The sequence below is a fragment of the Pseudomonas sp. GL-B-12 genome, from assembly GCF_019955895.1.
GTDB lineage: Bacteria > Pseudomonadota > Gammaproteobacteria > Pseudomonadales > Pseudomonadaceae > Aquipseudomonas.
Genome location: NZ_JAHBCX010000003.1, coordinates 135,536 through 151,348 on the forward strand (window position 1 = coordinate 135,536; position 15,813 = coordinate 151,348).

Annotated in this window: 14 protein-coding genes; 4 read left to right on the top strand and 10 right to left on the bottom strand. The window is 59.7% G+C overall.

Features of this window, described 5'->3' with window-relative positions:
* Positions 1–201: 201 nt before the first annotated feature.
* A complete protein-coding gene (locus KGA85_RS01955; RefSeq protein ID WP_223458737.1) occupies positions 202–1,830 on the bottom strand; it encodes a glucan biosynthesis protein D in 1,629 nt (542 codons plus the stop codon).
* Positions 1,831–2,248: 418 nt separating this feature from the next.
* On the opposite strand from KGA85_RS01955, the gene KGA85_RS01960 reads away from it, so the two are divergent.
* On the top strand, positions 2,249–2,434 hold the full coding sequence (locus KGA85_RS01960) for a hypothetical protein (protein ID WP_150754247.1): 186 nt from the start codon (positions 2,249–2,251) through the stop codon (positions 2,432–2,434).
* Positions 2,435–2,497: 63 nt separating this feature from the next.
* On the opposite strand, the gene KGA85_RS01965 is transcribed toward KGA85_RS01960, so the two are convergent.
* The gene (locus KGA85_RS01965) at positions 2,498–3,010 is read right to left on the bottom strand and encodes a Bro-N domain-containing protein (protein ID WP_223458739.1); all 513 of its coding nucleotides are present in this window, start codon (positions 3,008–3,010) and stop codon (positions 2,498–2,500) included.
* 440 nt (positions 3,011–3,450) lie between these two features.
* Here KGA85_RS01965 and KGA85_RS01970 point away from each other — a divergent pair, with 440 nt between their 5' ends.
* Together KGA85_RS01970 and KGA85_RS01975 are read left to right on the top strand one after the other, a co-directional pair.
* Positions 3,451–4,032, top strand: coding sequence for a ComF family protein (locus tag KGA85_RS01970; RefSeq protein ID WP_223458741.1), 582 nt, complete (start codon positions 3,451–3,453; stop codon positions 4,030–4,032).
* A 5-nt stretch (positions 4,033–4,037) separates the two neighbouring features.
* Positions 4,038–4,595: a hypothetical protein gene (locus KGA85_RS01975; protein ID WP_223458743.1), complete on the top strand. Its 558-nt coding sequence runs from the start codon at positions 4,038–4,040 to the stop codon at positions 4,593–4,595.
* 62 nt (positions 4,596–4,657) lie between these two features.
* Here KGA85_RS01975 and KGA85_RS01980 read toward each other — a convergent pair whose 3' ends face one another.
* From KGA85_RS01980 to KGA85_RS02015, 8 genes are all read right to left on the bottom strand, one after another.
* Positions 4,658–6,142: an APC family permease gene (locus KGA85_RS01980; protein ID WP_223458745.1), complete on the bottom strand. Its 1,485-nt coding sequence runs from the start codon at positions 6,140–6,142 to the stop codon at positions 4,658–4,660.
* 228 nt (positions 6,143–6,370) lie between these two features.
* Entirely contained in the window at positions 6,371–7,795 is a 1,425-nt protein-coding gene (locus tag KGA85_RS01985) for a gamma-aminobutyraldehyde dehydrogenase (protein WP_223533236.1), read from the bottom strand.
* Between the two features lie 180 nt (positions 7,796–7,975).
* On the bottom strand, positions 7,976–8,785 hold the full coding sequence (locus KGA85_RS01990; protein ID WP_046041051.1) for an ABC transporter permease: 810 nt from the start codon (positions 8,783–8,785) through the stop codon (positions 7,976–7,978).
* Complete coding sequence (locus KGA85_RS01995) at positions 8,775–9,722, bottom strand: ABC transporter permease (protein ID WP_223458749.1); 948 nt, start codon at positions 9,720–9,722, stop codon at positions 8,775–8,777. Before KGA85_RS01995 ends, KGA85_RS01990 begins: the two co-directional genes overlap by 11 nt.
* A gap of 1 nt (position 9,723) precedes the next feature.
* Positions 9,724–10,761: an ABC transporter ATP-binding protein gene (locus KGA85_RS02000; protein ID WP_223533237.1), complete on the bottom strand. Its 1,038-nt coding sequence runs from the start codon at positions 10,759–10,761 to the stop codon at positions 9,724–9,726.
* Positions 10,762–11,009: 248 nt separating this feature from the next.
* The gene (gene ydcS, locus KGA85_RS02005) at positions 11,010–12,161 is read right to left on the bottom strand and encodes a putative ABC transporter substrate-binding protein YdcS (RefSeq protein WP_046041056.1); all 1,152 of its coding nucleotides are present in this window, start codon (positions 12,159–12,161) and stop codon (positions 11,010–11,012) included.
* Between the two features lie 83 nt (positions 12,162–12,244).
* Complete coding sequence (locus KGA85_RS02010) at positions 12,245–13,744, bottom strand: gamma-aminobutyraldehyde dehydrogenase (protein ID WP_223444181.1); 1,500 nt, start codon at positions 13,742–13,744, stop codon at positions 12,245–12,247.
* A gap of 105 nt (positions 13,745–13,849) precedes the next feature.
* Positions 13,850–14,764 (bottom strand): LysR family transcriptional regulator, encoded by a 915-nt coding sequence (locus KGA85_RS02015; RefSeq protein WP_007975056.1) that lies wholly within the window; start codon positions 14,762–14,764, stop codon positions 13,850–13,852.
* A 194-nt stretch (positions 14,765–14,958) separates the two neighbouring features.
* On the opposite strand from KGA85_RS02015, the gene KGA85_RS02020 reads away from it, so the two are divergent.
* The gene (locus KGA85_RS02020) at positions 14,959–15,651 is read left to right on the top strand and encodes a tellurite resistance TerB family protein (protein WP_223458755.1); all 693 of its coding nucleotides are present in this window, start codon (positions 14,959–14,961) and stop codon (positions 15,649–15,651) included.
* Positions 15,652–15,813 lie beyond the last annotated feature (162 nt).

The following is a 15,813-nucleotide window of genomic DNA, read 5'->3' on the forward strand; positions in this document are numbered from 1 at the left end:
TTGAGAGTCGGCGCAAAGGACATTCGTCGAAGAAGTGTAGAGCATGACTCGTGCCAGACCAGTCGCAATTGATCAACTAATTGATCTATAAGGAAATTAAATATTTTTTGCGTTGAAATTTCAGTGAGATGATCCGGTTAACCGAACCGACCCGCAGGTCGCGTTCGGAAAACCGAATGGTGGTTGGGTGCTACTCGGGTGTCAGGTGTATTTGCGCTTGTCCGGCGCTGGCGGGAAGTACTGGTACAACCAGGTTTCACTCAGCGTGCGGTCGTTGGTGCGGATGAACAGGCGCAGCTCGACAGGCTCGACGCTGTCATTGGTCGGGTACCAGTCAAACAGGATGCGGTAGCCCTTGATGTCATCAAGCTTGAGCACGCTGAAATCCTTGACCTCGCCGTTCGAGCAAGTGACCACCGGCTCGATGCCCGCGCCTTCAGGCAAGCGGTCCAGGCCGCCGCCGGTGAAGTCCACGGCAAAACGACGGGCCCAGACTGGCGGGTAATGCTCGCCTGGCGCCCAGCCTTCGGTGAAGCCGCCCATGCCCGAACGGGTCGCATTGACCCGTGCCAACGGCGTTCCGACTGGCGGCAATGCGCTCCAGTACAGCTTGTAGCCGTAGTTCAGCGAATCGCCGGCCGCCACCGGTTTCTTCGGGGTCCAGAAGGCGACGATGTTGTCCATGGTTTCGCCGGTGGTGGGAATCTCCAGCAGATCGACCGAGCCTTCGCCCCATGCGGTGGTCGGTTCGACCCACAGGCTTGGGCGGCGGCTGTACCAGTCGACGGTGTCCTGATAACTGGAGAACTCGTGGTCGGTCTGCACCAGGCCGAAGCCCTTCGGGTCGGTATCGGCGAAGGCATTGAATTGCAGGGTCGCCGGGTTGTTCAGCGGGCGGCAGATCCACTCGCCGTTGCCGCGCCACATGGCCAGGCGATCGGAGTCGTGGATTTGCGGGTGAATGGTGTCGCACATGCGGCGTTCGTGGGTGCCGCAACTGAACATGCTGGTCATCGGCGCAATGCCCAGTTGGTCGATGGCGGTGCGCGCGTTGACGTGGGCATCGATCTCCATCACCACGCGCTCGGCCTGGCAGTCGATATCGAAGCGGTAGGCACCGGTGGCGCTTGGCGAGTCGAGCAAGGCGTAGACCACGAAGCGGGTGCTGTCCTTGTCCGGCGTCTCGAACCAGAATTTGGTGAAGTCGGGGAATTCTTCGCGCTTTTTGGCGTAGGTGTCGATGGCCAGCCCGCGGGCCGACAAACCGTACTGTCCGGTGGCGTCCACCGCGCGGAAGTAGCTCGCGCCCAGGAAGGACACCACATCGTGTTTGTCCAGTTCCGGGGCCTTGAACAACTTGAAGCCGGAGAAGCCCAGGTCGCCCTTGAGCTGTGCGGTGTCGACCGTGGTGTTTTCATAGTTGAACAGCGACGGGCGGAAATGCACCTCGCGGGCCATCCGGGTTTTCGGATCGACGCTGTACATGCGCACCGGCTGCTTGAACCCCATGCCGACGTGGAAGAACTGCACGTCCAGCTGACCCTTGAGCTCTTTCCACAACGAATGATTGCCGTCGTAGCGGATCGCATTGAAGTTCTGCGGCGTCATGGTCGCCAAGGTCGGCGGCAACTGTTGCTTCGTGTCCTGATAGCGATTGCTGGCGAGCTGTTTGGCCTGGAGCTTCAGCGCCTCGAAATCGAACGCGGTGGCCTCGCCATCAGCGGTGCCAGCGTTGGCGGCCCAAGCCTGGGCGGCCAACAGCCCCGTGGCGGACAAGCCGGTGTAGGCCGCGATGGCCATGGAGGCTTTGAGCAAATTCCTGCGGTGCATAAATACAACCTGTCTTGAGCAATCCCGCGCCGTTCCTGGCACGTGCTGGATCAGAAATATCGGTTCGGACATGCCTTCGGCCAAACGCAACGGACTTTTAAACAGATGCCCGACAGCTTAAACCGTTCGATTGCAGAGCAAAATTGATTGATGGCACTGCGCTGGCTCGGCAATGAAATAAGACATGTCGGGAAACAATTCCGACAGGGGTTTCTGATTTACAGGGCATTTCTGCTTTTTTCGACTAATTACTCTAAAAACTGCTTTTCAGCGCCCGGAATATTTCTATTCTGTGCACATGACCGGTTTATGCCCTTCGGACCGGTGCGGTTCAGCGGGCACCCAGCGGCTGCTGAAAAAGGGATAGGGCGATGCGGTTTTTTGCAGTTTCTTTGACGTCTAGAGAAGGACATCGTCCATGTCGAAAGTACAGAACATCACTGAATTGTTGGGAATCTTTCCGTGTCTGGCCAGCGGGCGGCGAAGACGCCGACTCAACTCTGAGGAACTGAAACTGGTGGAGCGCTATCGGGAATTGTCGGAGAACGACCGGATAGCGATGAGGTATCTGGTGGATGCGATGAGGAGTGTTTCGCGGTTTTAATAAGGCAAACCAAAGGGACGGACTGTGAAGTCTGTCCCTTTTTTATCAGCTCGATTTATCCCTTCAACGGCAAGTGCCAGCGATTGGGAAGGGGCGCTGCACCTGCATCAACTCAGGCATGTCTCGCCACTTGATCCAGGCGTGATGTTGGTAATGCAGCAAGGGCACCGAGATTCCGGCCCAATTCAAGGAACTCAGGCTTGGCCGGTTTTCCACTGGCTCTGATTTGGCGTCGCGCAACGAGGGAATGACTTCATTGCTCAGCCAATGGCGCAGGTTACGGTTTTCCGGGACGAAGTGGTGAACCAGCAAGGCGTACATGCCTGATTCGCTGACCATCAGGGTTTCGACCGTTTTGCCGTCCTTGCGCAGCCAGACGGTGCGACGTTGGTCGGGATCGAGTTTCAGGGTCAGGCGTTCATTGAGTGGTTTGCCCATCAAGCGACCTAGATCCTGGGCGCAGAACCAGGCTTGGTTGTCTTGCATGAAGGCGTGGAGGAAACGGTTGTGGCGGGTGAAGACATTAGGAATGAAGCAGGAAGGAATTTCAGTCGGATGTGATGTGTGCTTGTGCATTTTTCGACTCCATGTTGAAGAAAGGAGCCGCCAATAATCCTTCGACAGATTTGGGTGGCGGACCGTGGGGCGTTCGAAGTCGGAACATTCTCGATCAACATGGAAGCCGAGAGGCCCGCGCCACACGGCCCGCCATAACGCGAAACTGAAAGGCAAAAAAATGCCCCAGCTCATATGGGGGCGCGGATGCGCCATGTTGATATGTTCCGGCTTCGACTCCGGGCCGCTGATTTGGCAGCGACGGAGCAAAGCCTATCGGTCAGGCACTCGCGGCGCCAAGTCTACTCTGGGGACGCTTGTTGTAGGAATCGAGGGTTTTTCAGGAAGGCTGCATCTGTAGGAATTTCCTGTTTTTGCGTGAGGTACAGGGGCAAGGGACTTCAAGCGCGTTTTTTCCATTATTTTTTGCGCTCATCAGACGGTGCAAAATGGAGAGTGCCTTGAAAGTATCCCTCAAACAGATAAGCGGTCCCTGGGATCAGGGGTGGGTGCTGGACAAGCACATGATAAGTAGTACCTTTCTCGGAAACGATGAGCGCGGAAATCCATGCTTCGATAATCATCGTACTGAGGTAGGAGAGGCGACCTACCAGCTCAAATACCAGAAGGATTGGAATCAAGTGGGGCCACTTGCTCAAGCCGTGGCAACGAATGTTTTTCCGAAGCTGGATCAAGTGGGATTCGTCGTTCCTATGCCAGCCTCGAATGTTCGCCCACGACAACCGGTTACCGAGGTTGCAGTTGAGTTGGGGCGTATTGTAGGGAAACCGGTATTTTCGGATTTACTCCGAAAGGCCATTACCGGACAATCGCTCAAGGATTTGCACTCCAAAGCTGAAAAGGTTGCTGCTATTGGAGATAGTTTTAGTGTGAATGATGTGATTATCAACGCTGGCTGCTGGAACGCTTTGGTTGTTGATGATTTGTTTGATAGTGGTGCATCAATGGAGGCAGCCTGTACAGCTTTACGTAAGTGTCAAAAGGTGCGGAGCATTTACGTGGTGGCACTAACTTGGAAGTGATCTAAATGACAACTGTATTTATTGCAGGCTCTATCAATATCAAATGCCTTGATCCGAAGGTTAAAGAGCGTATCGATAATATTGTTGCGTCTGAGTTTGAGGTCGTGGTTGGCGACGCCGGTGGTGCTGACACCTCTATTCAAGAGTATCTCCTGAGCTTGTCTCGATCAAAAACTACCATTTATTGCAGTGGTATGGCCCCACGAAACAACCTGGGGAAATGGCCGGCCAGAACAGTGGAAAGCAAGCACTCCAAAGGATCGCGAGCCTTTTTTACCGCAAAAGATGTTGTGATGGCCGAGGCGGCTGACTACGGATTGATGATATGGGATGCAAAGAGCACTGGAACACTTAGTAATGTGATTGAGTTGTTGTCGCGAAATAAAAAATCTCTTGTTTTTGTTGATGATGAAAAGGTGTTTAAAGTGGTTGGTAGTGTGAGCCAACTTGAAGAGTTAATCGCGTCCATGTCTGATCACGCCAAGCAAAAAGCAAATGAAAAAATTAAACTTTTCTATCGCATATCTTTGCTGAAGCATGATCAGACAGAACTGTCGCTTTAATATTCTTTTCTTTAAATATCGTTGACGACCCGGCGCCACCTTTGGCGCCAGGTAAATCCCCGTTACCGACTAACCTTCCAAGCATCCCCCGCAGGCGCCGTACCGTGGTCATACGGCTTGGCGATCCACATGTAGAGCAGGCCCAGGCCAATGACGATGGCCGTGCTCAGCACCATCGCGTAGTTGATGTACCACGCGGCATCCGGCGTACGTGGCCAGGCCATGTTGATGATGGCGCCGACGCCGTAAACCAGCGCGCCGATGTTCACCGCCCAGCCCCAGGCACCGAGGGTGAATTTGCCGCTCGGTTTCCAGCCCTTCAGGCGGGCGTACAGGGCCGCGAGCACGATCATCTGGAACGCCAGGTAGATGCCGATTGCCGCGAAGCTGACGATGGTGGCGACCGCGTCTTGCAGGAAGAAGCCGAGGATGATGATCAACGCCGGCAGGACACCCGACACGAACAGCGCGGCAACTGGAACCTGAGTTGTAGGGGAAATCTTCTTCAGCAGTCGGCTGCCGATGACCATTTCGTCACGGGCGTAGGAATACAGCAGACGACTGGCCGCGGCTTGCAGGCTGATCACGCAGGAGATGAAAGAAATCATCACCACACCCATCACCACTTTCGAACCCACCGGGCCAAACGCGTTGCTGAGGATGGTGGTGACCGGATCCTTGTCGGTGCCGTTGATCACCGCCTGCATGTCAGGCACGGCGAGGATCAGTGCCAGGCAGGCGAACATCGCCGCGATGCCGCCGATGTAGATGGTCATGCGCATGGCCACCGGGATTTTCTTGCTCGGGTTCGGGGTTTCTTCGGCGACATCACCGCAAGCCTCGAAGCCGTAGTACAGGAACATCCCCGCCAGCGAAGCAGTGAGGAACGCCGGCAGGTACGAGCCGTCGACGCTGATATCGAAGGTGTTGAACAACACGCTGATGGGTTGATGACGCTCGAAAATCAGCAGGTAAACACCGACGATCACCGCGCCCACCAGTTCGCAGAGGAAGCCGAACATGGCGATCCGCGCCAGCACTTTGGTGCCGCTCAGGTTGACCAGGGTAGCGAATAGCGTCAGGAACAGGGCGATGATGATGTTGGTGTTGTTGCTCGGTTCAAAGCCCATCATGGCGGCGAGGTACGGACCGGCACCCACGGCGACCGCCGCGATAGTGACGCACAGGGCAATGGAGTAGATCCAGCCGACCATCCACGCCCAGCGTTTGCCCACCAAGCGGCGAGCCCATGGGTACACACCGCCGGAAATCGGGAACTGCGAAACCACTTCACCGAAGATCAGGCACACCAGCAACTGGCCGCAACCGACCAGCAAGTAGGCCCAGAACATCGGTGGCCCGCCCGCGGCCAGGCACAGGCCGAACAGGGTATACACCCCGACGACCGGGGACAGGTAAGTGAAGCCCAGGGCGAAGTTTTCCCACAGGCTCATGCTGCGGTTGAAGTTGGAGGTGTAGCCCAGTTTGCGTAGTTGCTCGGCATCGCTGTCGGCAAGGGCTACAGAGAGATCGGGTGATGCACTCATGTGTGATTGCTCCGGAAAATCGGCAGATTTCGGATGTCCGAAACCGTGACGGGGCCTTGGGGGCGCCGCCCGGATCGGTGGTTATTGTTTTGTCTTCTTTGGGGTGGAGCCTGGTGGTGCGTACTGCCGGTTTCTGCCTTGAAACCGCGGTGAGCCATTCGCGGGCAAGCCCGCTCCCACATGGACTGCGCAGTACCTGTAGGAGCGAGCTTGCTCGCGATGCTTTTTCTAGTGCTTGAACATCACATGCCGCACAACGGTGTAGTCCTCGAGCCCGTACATGGACATGTCCTTGCCATAGCCGGACAGTTTCTGACCGCCGTGGGGCATTTCGCTGACGAGCATGAAGTGCGTATTCACCCAGGTGCAGCCGTACTGCAAACGGGCCGACAGGCGATGGGCGCGGCCGACGTCGGCGGTCCACACGGAGGAGGCCAGGCCGTACTCCGAATCGTTGGCCCAGCCCAGCACCTGTGCTTCATCACTGAATCTGGTCACCGACACCACTGGCCCGAACACTTCGCGACGCACGATCTCGTCGTCCTGCTGCGCGTCGGCCAGCACGGTCGGTTCGAAGAAGTAACCGTCGCCTTCGACAGCTTTACCGCCAGTGATCAGGCGGATGTGCGGCTGGGCTACGGCGCGTTCGACGAAACCGGCTACGCGGTCGCGGTGTTGCGCGGTGATCAGCGGGCCGAGTTCGGTCGATGGATCATCCTGCAGGCCGTACTTGATGCTGCTGACGGCTGCGCCGAGTTTCTCGACGAACTTGTCGTAGATGCCTTCCTGGGCATAGATGCGGCAGGCGGCGGTGCAGTCTTGCCCTGCGTTGTAGAAACCGAAGGTGCGGATGCCTTCGACGGCGGCATCGATGTCGGCGTCGTCGAAGATGATCACCGGGGCCTTGCCGCCCAATTCCATGTGCATGCGTTTGACGCTGTCGGCGGTGCTGGAAATGATGTTCGAACCGGTGGCAATCGAACCGGTCAGCGACACCATGCGCACTTTCGGGTGGGTCACCAGCGGGCTACCGACGGTAGGACCACGACCGAACACCAGGTTGAGCACACCGGCCGGGAAAATTTCCGACGCCAGTTCGGCCAGGCGCAGGGCGGTCAGCGGGGTTTGTTCCGACGGCTTGAGCACCACGGTATTACCGGCGGCCAGGGCCGGGGCGATTTTCCAGGCGACCATCATCAGCGGGTAGTTCCACGGCGCGATGGAGGCGATCACGCCCACCGGGTCGCGGCGGATCATCGAGGTGTGGCCGGGCAGGTATTCGCCACCGGCCGAGCCGCTCATGCAACGGCTGGCGCCGGCGAAGAAACGGAACACGTCGGCAATCGCCGGGATCTCGTCGTTCAGCGCGGCGCTGTAGGGCTTGCCGCAGTTGTCCGATTCCAGTTTGGCCAGCTCTTCGCCGTGGGCTTCGATGGCATCGGCCAGTTTGAGCAGCAGCAGCGAACGCGCTTTCGGCGGGGTATGCGACCAGCTGTCGAACGCGGCGTCGGCGGCGCGCACGGCGGCATCGACCTGGGCTGCGCTGGCTTCGTTGATTTCCACCAGCACACGGCCCAAGGCCGGGTTGAATACGGGTTGGGCGGGGCCTTCGCCGCTGAGCAGTTGGCCGTTGATCAAGAGTTTGGTTTGCATGGCATTTGTCCTCTTCGAAGCTATTGTTGTTCTTCTGTAGACCCCGGCCCTAAATGTGGGAGCGGGCTTGCTCGCGAATGCGGTTCAACATTCAACATTTGTGGTGATTGACCCGCCGCGTTCGCGAGCAAGCCCGCTCCCACATTCATCCGGTTTCCACATTGGGAATTGAGTTGTCAGCTACTTACCGCCACTACCCGCAACGCTCTCACCGCCTCGGGTCAGGTAATAGGCGCCGAGAATCGGCAGCATGGTCACCAGCATCACCAGCATCGCCACGACGTTGGTCACCGGCACGTCCCGTGGGCGGCTGAGCTGGTTGAGCAGCCACAGCGGCAGGGTGCGTTCATGGCCGGCGGTGAAGGTGGTGACGATGATTTCGTCGAACGACAGGGCAAACGCCAGCATGCCGCCGGCCAGCAACGCCGAGCCGAGGTTCGGCAGGATGATGTAGCGGAAGGTCTGCCAGCCGTCGGCGCCGAGATCCATCGAGGCTTCGATCAAACTGTGGGAGGTGCGGCGCAAGCGGGCGATGACGTTGTTGTAGACGATCACCACACAGAAGGTCGCGTGGCCGACGATGATGGTGAACATCCCCGGCTCGATTCCCAATGTCTTGAAGGTCGCCAGCAGCGCGATCCCGGTGATGATCCCCGGCAGGGCAATCGGCAGGATCAGCATCAGCGAGATGCCTTGCTTGCCGAAGAAGTCGCGGCGATACAACGCGGCGGACGCCAGCGTGCCGAGGACCATGGCGATCAGGGTGGCAATCGAGGCGATCTGCAACGACAGCTTGATCGCTTCGAGCACGTCCGGCCGCGAGAACGCCACGCTGAGCCAATTCAGAGTGAAGCCCTTGGGCGGAAAGCTGAATGCCGCGTCTTCGGTGTTGAAGGCGTAGAGGAAGATGATCAGGATCGGGAAGTGCAGGAACACTAGCCCGCCCCAAGCTGCGATTTTCAGGCCTATTGAGGCTTTCTCAGAGTGCATCGAAGGCCCCCATTCGTTTGACGATGGACAGGTAAATGGCGATCAGCACGATCGGCACCAGGGTGAAGGCGGCGGCCATTGGCATGTTGCCGATTGCGCCTTGCTGGGCATACACCATGCTGCCGACGAAGTAGCCGGGCGGGCCGACCAGTTGCGGCACGATGAAGTCGCCCAGGGTCAGCGAGAAGGTGAAGATGGAACCTGCGGCAATGCCCGGGATCGACAGCGGCAGAATCACTTGCATGAAGGTCTGGCGCGGCTTGGCACCGAGGTCGGCGGAGGCTTGCAGCAGCGACGGCGGCAGGCGTTCCAGCGAGGCCTGGATCGGCAGGATCATGAACGGCAGCCAGATGTAGACGAACACCATGAAGCGGCCCAGGTGCGAGGTCGACAAGGTGCTACCGCCAACCCCCGGAATGCCCAGCACGAACTGCAGGACCGGTTCCAGCCCCAGGTGCTGCACGAACCACTGCGCCACCCCACCCTTGGCCAGCAGCAGCGTCCAGGCATAAGCCTTGACGATGTAGCTGGCCCACATCGGCATCATCACCGCGATGTAGAAAAACGCCTTGGTCTTGCCGGTGGTGTAACGCGCCATGTAGTAGGCAATCGGGAACGCGACGATGGCACTGGCAATCGACACCACAATCGCCATGCCCAGGGTACGCAGGATGATGTCGAAGTTCGACGGCTGGAACAGCGCGGTGAAGTTGGCCAGGGTCAGGTCAGGGGTGACCGCCATGGTGAAGTCATCGAAGGTGTAGAAGCCTTGCCACAGCAGCGTCAGCAACGAGCCGAGGTAGATCGCGCCGAACCACAGCAACGGCGGCACCAGCAACATCGACAGGTACAGGTTCGGCCGGCGATACAACAGGTTGGAAAACCTGCGCAACGGCGAGCCGCCTGACGAGGTTTGAGTAATAGCCAAGGTGCTCATCTCACACCCCGCCTTCAAGGGTGTCGTGCAAATGGACCATCGCTTCCCGTGCCCAACGTGCGCTCAGGCGCTGCCCGGTCTGGTGTTGCGCGCTGCTGTCGATCCACTGATTGTTGGCCTGGCTGATGTTCAGGGTCTGGCCGTTTTCCAGTTTCAGTTCGTAGCGGGTGGCGCTGCCCTGGTACTGAATGTCGTGGAGCAAACCGCTGACCTCGATCTCGTGGCTGGCCAGCGGGCCTTCGGCGAATCGCACGTGTTCCGGACGAATCGAGAACGGCTGCGGATTGCCACTGAGCTGCTTGGCCAAGTCACCGCGAATCACGTTGGAGGTGCCAACGAATTCCGCCACGAAGGTGGTGGCCGGTTTCATGTACAGGTTGCGCGGGCTATCGACTTGTTCGATGCGGCCCTTGTTGAACACGGCCACGCGGTCGGACATCGACAGCGCTTCGGTCTGGTCGTGGGTGACGAAAATGAAGGTGATGCCGAGCTGGCGTTGCAACTTCTTCAACTCGCCCTGCATTTGCTCGCGCAGTTTCAGGTCGAGGGCACCGAGGGGTTCGTCGAGCAGCAACACCCGTGGACGGTTGACCAAGGCGCGGGCCAGGGCCACACGCTGGCGCTGACCACCGGAGAGCTGAACCGGCTTACGTTCGCCGTAGCCGCCGAGGGCGACCATCTCCAGGGATTCTTCGGCGCGCTTGAGGCGTTCGGCCTTGCCGATGCCTTTGACTTTCAAGCTGTAGGCGACGTTGTCGCGAACGTTCATGTGCGGGAACAGCGCGTAATCCTGGAACACGGTGTTCACGTCGCGCTGGTACGGCGGCAGGCCGGCGGCCTCTTCACCATGAATGCGGATGGAACCGGCGCTCGGTTGTTCAAAGCCGGCGATCAGGCGCAAACAGGTGGTTTTGCCCGAGCCGGAAGGCCCCAGCATGGAGAAGAACTCGCCGTCCTGGATGTCGATGGAAACCCGGTCTACGGCTTTCACTTCGCCGAATAGACGGGAAACGTTGGTGAACTGGACTGCAAGCGTCATGGTGCGGTACTCCCAAAAGGCGAAGACCGTCGCAGCGGCCCTGCCTGGACTTCTGAAAAACAGTTATTCCGTAAACCGTTGTGCTTCTGACAAGGCTTGGGGTGTGGAAAAGTCGTTTCGGGAGCGTCGCGAGCGGCGATTAGTCGTGTCCGGCCAGCGCACAGCCCCCGGAGCGTACGTTAGTACGTGAGGAGGCGAGCACTGCCCGGGCGCGGATAATCGACGCGCAGCAGCTACCGGAATGACTTTTAGCGGCCGCCCATGATCGCGATGTAGTCCTGGGTCCAGCGGCTGTACGGCACGAACTTGCCGCCTTCAGCCTGCGGGGTTTTCCAGAAGGCGATCTTGTCGAACTGGTCGAAACCGTTGGTCTTGCAACCTTCGGCGCCGAGCAGTTCGCTCTCCTTGCACGCCGCCGGAACCGCTGGCAACGAGCCGAACCACGCTGCTACGTCACCCTGGACTTTCGGTTGCAGCGACCAGTCCATCCACTTGTAGGCACAGTTCGGGTGCTTGGCCTCGGCGTGCATCATGGTGGTGTCGGCCCAACCGGTGGCGCCTTCTTTCGGGATGGTCGAGGCGATTGGCTGCTTCTCGTTCATCAGGCCGTTGACCTGATACGGCCAGGCACCGGAGGCGACCACGCCTTCGTTCTTGAAGTCGCTCATTTGCACAGTGGTGTCGTGCCAGTAGCGGTGGATCAACGGCTGCTGGGCGCGCAGCAGGTCGAGCACGGCCTTGTACTGGGCTTCGGTCAGTTCGTACGGGTTCTGGATCCCCAGTTCCGGCTTGGCGGTCTTCAGGTACAGCGCCGCGTCGGCGATGTAGATCGGGCCGTCATAGGCCTGCACGCGGCCCTTGTTCGGCTTGCCGTCCGGCAGGTTTTCCGCGTTGAACAGCACGCCCCAGCTGGTGGGCGCGGTCTTGAACACGTTGGTGTTGTACATCAGCACGTTCGGGCCCCACTGATACGGGGTGCCGTAGGTCTGCTTGTTGACCACGTACCACGGTCCATCCTTGAGGCGCGGGTCGAGGTTTTTCCAGTTCGGGATCAACGCGGTGTTGATCGGCTGCACACGCTTGCCGACGATCAGGCGCAGGGACGCATCGCCGGATGCGGTGACCAGGTCATAACCGCCCTTGGCCATCAGGCTGACCATTTCATCGGAAGTGGCCGCGGTCTTGACGTTGACCTTGCAGCCGGTTTCCTTCTCGAAACCGGTCACCCAGTCGTAGGCCTTGTCGCTCTCACCACGTTCGATGTAGCCAGGCCAGGCCACAATATCCAGTTGGCCCTCGCCCGCCCCGACAGCTTTGAGCGGCTCGGCGGCCTGGACGCTGGCACTGGCCAGCAGCGCGGTGGTGATTGCACTGAGCAATGCGGTCTTGTGCACGAACATGGGAATTCCCTCTTCTTTAAATTATGGTCGGGGCAGTTGTGAACGTGGTGAAGCATGCCGTTGGTGGCTTGTTATTAGCGTAGTCAGAGATGCTCGCCATGTCGGGCCATGATGTGCCGCACCACGCTGTAGTCCTGAAGCGAATCGCTGGACAGGTCTTTGCCGTAGCCCGAACGTTTCAGGCCGCCATGGGGCATTTCGCTGACCAGCATGAAGTGGCTGTTGATCCAGGTGCAGCCGTACTGCAAGCGCGCCGCGACCTGCATGGCCTTGTCGAGGTTCTGGGTCCAGACCGACGAGGCCAGGCCATATTCCGAATCGTTGGCCCAGTCCACCGCTTGTTCCAGCTCATCGAAGCGAGTCACGGTGACCACCGGCCCGAACACTTCGCGCTGGACGATCTCGTCACTTTGCTTGCAACCGGCGAGCAGGGTCGGCTGGTAATAGAAGCCGGCGCCGGAATGCACCGCTGCGCCGGTCACCCGCTCGATGTGCGGCTGGCCGAGGGCACGCTCGACAAAACTGGCCACGCGGTCGCGCTGGCGGGTGCTGATCAGCGGACCGATTTCGTTGTCGGCGTCGCGTTTGCCGGCGAAGCGCAGGCTGCTGACGGCCGCGCCGAGTTCGGCCACCAAACGGTCATGGATCCCGGCCTGGGCGTAAATGCGGCAAGCGGCGGTGCAATCCTGGCCGGCGTTGTAATAGCCGTAAGTGCGCACGCCTTCGACCACGGCCTGAATGTCGGCATCGTTGCAGACGATCACCGGGGCCTTGCCGCCGAGTTCGAGGTGGGTACGTTTGAGCGTCTTCGATGCGGCCTGGAGAATCTTTTGGCCGGTGACGATATCGCCGGTCAGCGACACCATGCGCACTTTAGGGTGATTCACTAGATGGCTGCCGACGCCTTCGCCGCCACCGCAAACGATGTTGATCACACCCCGTGGCAGGATCTCGGCCAGCGCCGGGGCCAGGGCCAGGATCGACAGCGGCGTGTGTTCCGACGGCTTGAACACCAGGGTGTTGCCGGCGGCCAGGGCCGGGGCGATTTTCCACGCGGCCATCATGATCGGGTAGTTCCACGGCGCAATCGACGCCACGACCCCGATAGGATCGCGCCGGACCATGCTGGTGTAGCCCGGCAGGTATTCGCCGCTGAGCTGGCCGGTCTGGCAGCGTACGGCACCGGCGAAGAAGCGGAACACGTCGACCGTGGCATTCAGGTCATCCTGACGGGCCAGGTGCAGCGGCTTGCCGCAGTTCATGGATTCGAGGCGGGCCAGCAGGTCGGCATTTTTTTCGATGGCGTTGGCGATCTCCAGCAGCAGGTTCGAACGCTGCTGTGGCGTGGTCCGTGACCAACCGGCAAAGGCACGGTGGGCGGCGAGGATGGCGGCTTCGACTTGCTCGGTGCTGGCTTCGGCGATCCGGGTCAGGACTTCCCCTGTGGCGGGGTTGAGAATCGGCTCGACGCAGCCTTGACCGGCGACTAATTCACCATCAATCAACAATGCGGTGAACAACGGGGTCTGCGCGCCAGCCATTTTTCGGGTTCTCGTTTTTTGTGTGGCTTCTTGTGTAGACATGGCAGCGCTCCCTGTGACTGGGGCCCGGCCGTCTTTATTAGATGCAACAAGACTAGTTCGCGGACCCGAGGACAACAAATACTAAATACTGAAGGTGGCGTTCGATTAAATAGATGGCTTGCGCCCGCCGTGGGGTTGTTCGCGGGCGACCGTGAGAAACGGGTCCACCAGTGCCGGCCGCGCGGTGCCGCGACGCCACGCCAGGCCGACATCCAGGGTCTGGCTGAGGTCGGCGATCGGCCGCGCTTCGATGATGTCGCCCTCCAGTGACCACGGGCGATAGGTCATGTCAGGCTGGATCGACACGCCCAATCCGGCGGCCACCAGGCTTCGCACCGCTTCGGTCGAGGCCGTGCGCAGGGTGATGCGCGGTTGCAAGGAAGCTGCCGACCACATGCGCTGGGCGTTGCGGTCCATTTCATCGACGTTCAGTTGAATCAATGGCTCGCGGGCCACGTCGGCGAGGTTGATGCTGTCGTGTTCCAGCAGCGGGTGCTGGGCCGGCAGCCATAGCCGGTGCGGCGAATGGGTCAGCACTTCGGTCTGCAAGGCGTGGCGGTCTTCGAGATTGGACAGGATCAACACGCCGACATCGATCTCGCCGCTGACCAGCAAATGCTCGATGTACGGGCGCTCATCTTCCATCACGCGGATTTCCACGTTGGGGTAGGCGCGCTGGAAACGGGTGAGCAGATCCGCCAGGTAATAACCGGCCACCAGGCTGGTCACGCCGACGATCAGTTGCCCGGCGACCTGGTCGGTGCTCTGTTGCAGGCTGCGCTTGGCGTTATCCACCGTGGCCAGGATCAAGTGCGCCTGACGCAGGAATTGATGCCCCTGGTGGGTCAGGGTCATGCCCTTGGCGTGGCGGCTGAACAGGCTGACGCCAATCTCCTCCTCCAGTTGCTGGATCGCCAGAGTCAGGGTCGACTGGGAAATGAACGCGGTTTGCGCGGCGGCCGAGATCGAGCCGGTCTCGGCCACGGCGATGAAATGACGGATCTGACGCAAGGTCATCATGGGAAAGCACCCGGTGGGCTGTTTTTATAGATTGGCGAGAGTGTATATCGTTTTTTCTGATGGGCAGGTGCAAGCGGCAATGCGCGCATTGAGGGAGTGCAACATCTGGAAGCACTCTCGCCCACGGGACGTGGGCACTTTCGTTTTAGGCTGGTGGTCTTGGTTTCAGGCTAAACGTCTTGTGGAGGCTGTAAATGAACACCCGTGGATTGCTCGATCAACTACTCAAGTCCGGCCAGGACCTGTTGCAGAACAAGGCCGGCAGCTCACAGCAAAAGGGTGCGAGCGGTGGCACCAGTGCCCTCGGCAGCTTGCTCTCCGGCGCGAGTGGCGGGGCATTGGCGGCAGGCGCCATGGGCTTGCTGCTCGGCAGCAAAAAGGCCCGTAAAGTCGGGGGCAAGGTTGCGGTCTACGGTGGTCTCGCCGCGTTGGGCGTGCTGGCTTATAAAGCCTACGGCAACTGGCAGGCGCAGCAGGGCGGTGCGGCCGGTACGGAACCGCAAACCCTGGACCGCGTGCCGGCCGCGCAAGTCGAGCTGCACAGTCAGGCGATTCTCAAGGCGCTGGTGGCGGCGGCCAAGGCTGACGGTCATGTCGATGAGCGTGAGCGAGCCTTGATCGAAGGCGAATTCACCCGGCTCGACAGCGATCAGGAACTGCAACACTGGCTGCACGCCGAGCTCAACAAGCCGCTGGACCCGAGCGATGTCGCCCGCGCCGCCCGCTCCCCGGAAATCGCCGCTGAGATGTACATCGCCAGCGTGATGATGGTGGACGAGGAAAACTTCATGGAGAAGGCCTACCTCGACGAGCTGGCGCGCCAGCTCAAGCTGGAGCCGGGGTTGAAAGCCGAGCTTGAGAAGCAGGTTCGCCAGGCTTCCCTGTAAAACTTCAGACTGCATTCGCGAGCAGGCTCGCTCCCACATCAGGTCTTCAGTGATCACAGATTCTGCGTACGCCAGAGATTCAATGTGGGAGCGAGCCTGCTCGCGATGGCGTTTTCAGCCACACCACCGCCCCAATGGCCATTCCGCAGCCCCTTTCTACCC

Excerpts from the sequence above, each read along its gene's own strand:
- KGA85_RS01955 (WP_223458737.1), bottom strand. The coding sequence starts at position 1,830 with ATGCACCGCAGGAATTTGCTCAAAGCCTCCATGGCCATCGCGGCCTAC.
- KGA85_RS01960 (WP_150754247.1), top strand. The coding sequence starts at position 2,249 with ATGTCGAAAGTACAGAACATCACTGAATTGTTGGGAATCTTTCCGTGT.
- KGA85_RS01965 (WP_223458739.1), bottom strand. The coding sequence starts at position 3,010 with ATGCACAAGCACACATCACATCCGACTGAAATTCCTTCCTGCTTCATT.
- KGA85_RS01975 (WP_223458743.1), top strand. The coding sequence starts at position 4,038 with ATGACAACTGTATTTATTGCAGGCTCTATCAATATCAAATGCCTTGAT.
- KGA85_RS01980 (WP_223458745.1), bottom strand. The coding sequence starts at position 6,142 with ATGAGTGCATCACCCGATCTCTCTGTAGCCCTTGCCGACAGCGATGCC.
- KGA85_RS01985 (WP_223533236.1), bottom strand. The coding sequence starts at position 7,795 with ATGCAAACCAAACTCTTGATCAACGGCCAACTGCTCAGCGGCGAAGGC.
- KGA85_RS01990 (WP_046041051.1), bottom strand. The coding sequence starts at position 8,785 with ATGCACTCTGAGAAAGCCTCAATAGGCCTGAAAATCGCAGCTTGGGGC.
- KGA85_RS01995 (WP_223458749.1), bottom strand. The coding sequence starts at position 9,722 with ATGAGCACCTTGGCTATTACTCAAACCTCGTCAGGCGGCTCGCCGTTG.
- KGA85_RS02000 (WP_223533237.1), bottom strand. The coding sequence starts at position 10,761 with ATGACGCTTGCAGTCCAGTTCACCAACGTTTCCCGTCTATTCGGCGAA.
- ydcS (WP_046041056.1), bottom strand. The coding sequence starts at position 12,161 with ATGTTCGTGCACAAGACCGCATTGCTCAGTGCAATCACCACCGCGCTG.
- KGA85_RS02010 (WP_223444181.1), bottom strand. The coding sequence starts at position 13,744 with ATGTCTACACAAGAAGCCACACAAAAAACGAGAACCCGAAAAATGGCT.
- KGA85_RS02015 (WP_007975056.1), bottom strand. The coding sequence starts at position 14,764 with ATGATGACCTTGCGTCAGATCCGTCATTTCATCGCCGTGGCCGAGACC.
- KGA85_RS02020 (WP_223458755.1), top strand. The coding sequence starts at position 14,959 with ATGAACACCCGTGGATTGCTCGATCAACTACTCAAGTCCGGCCAGGAC.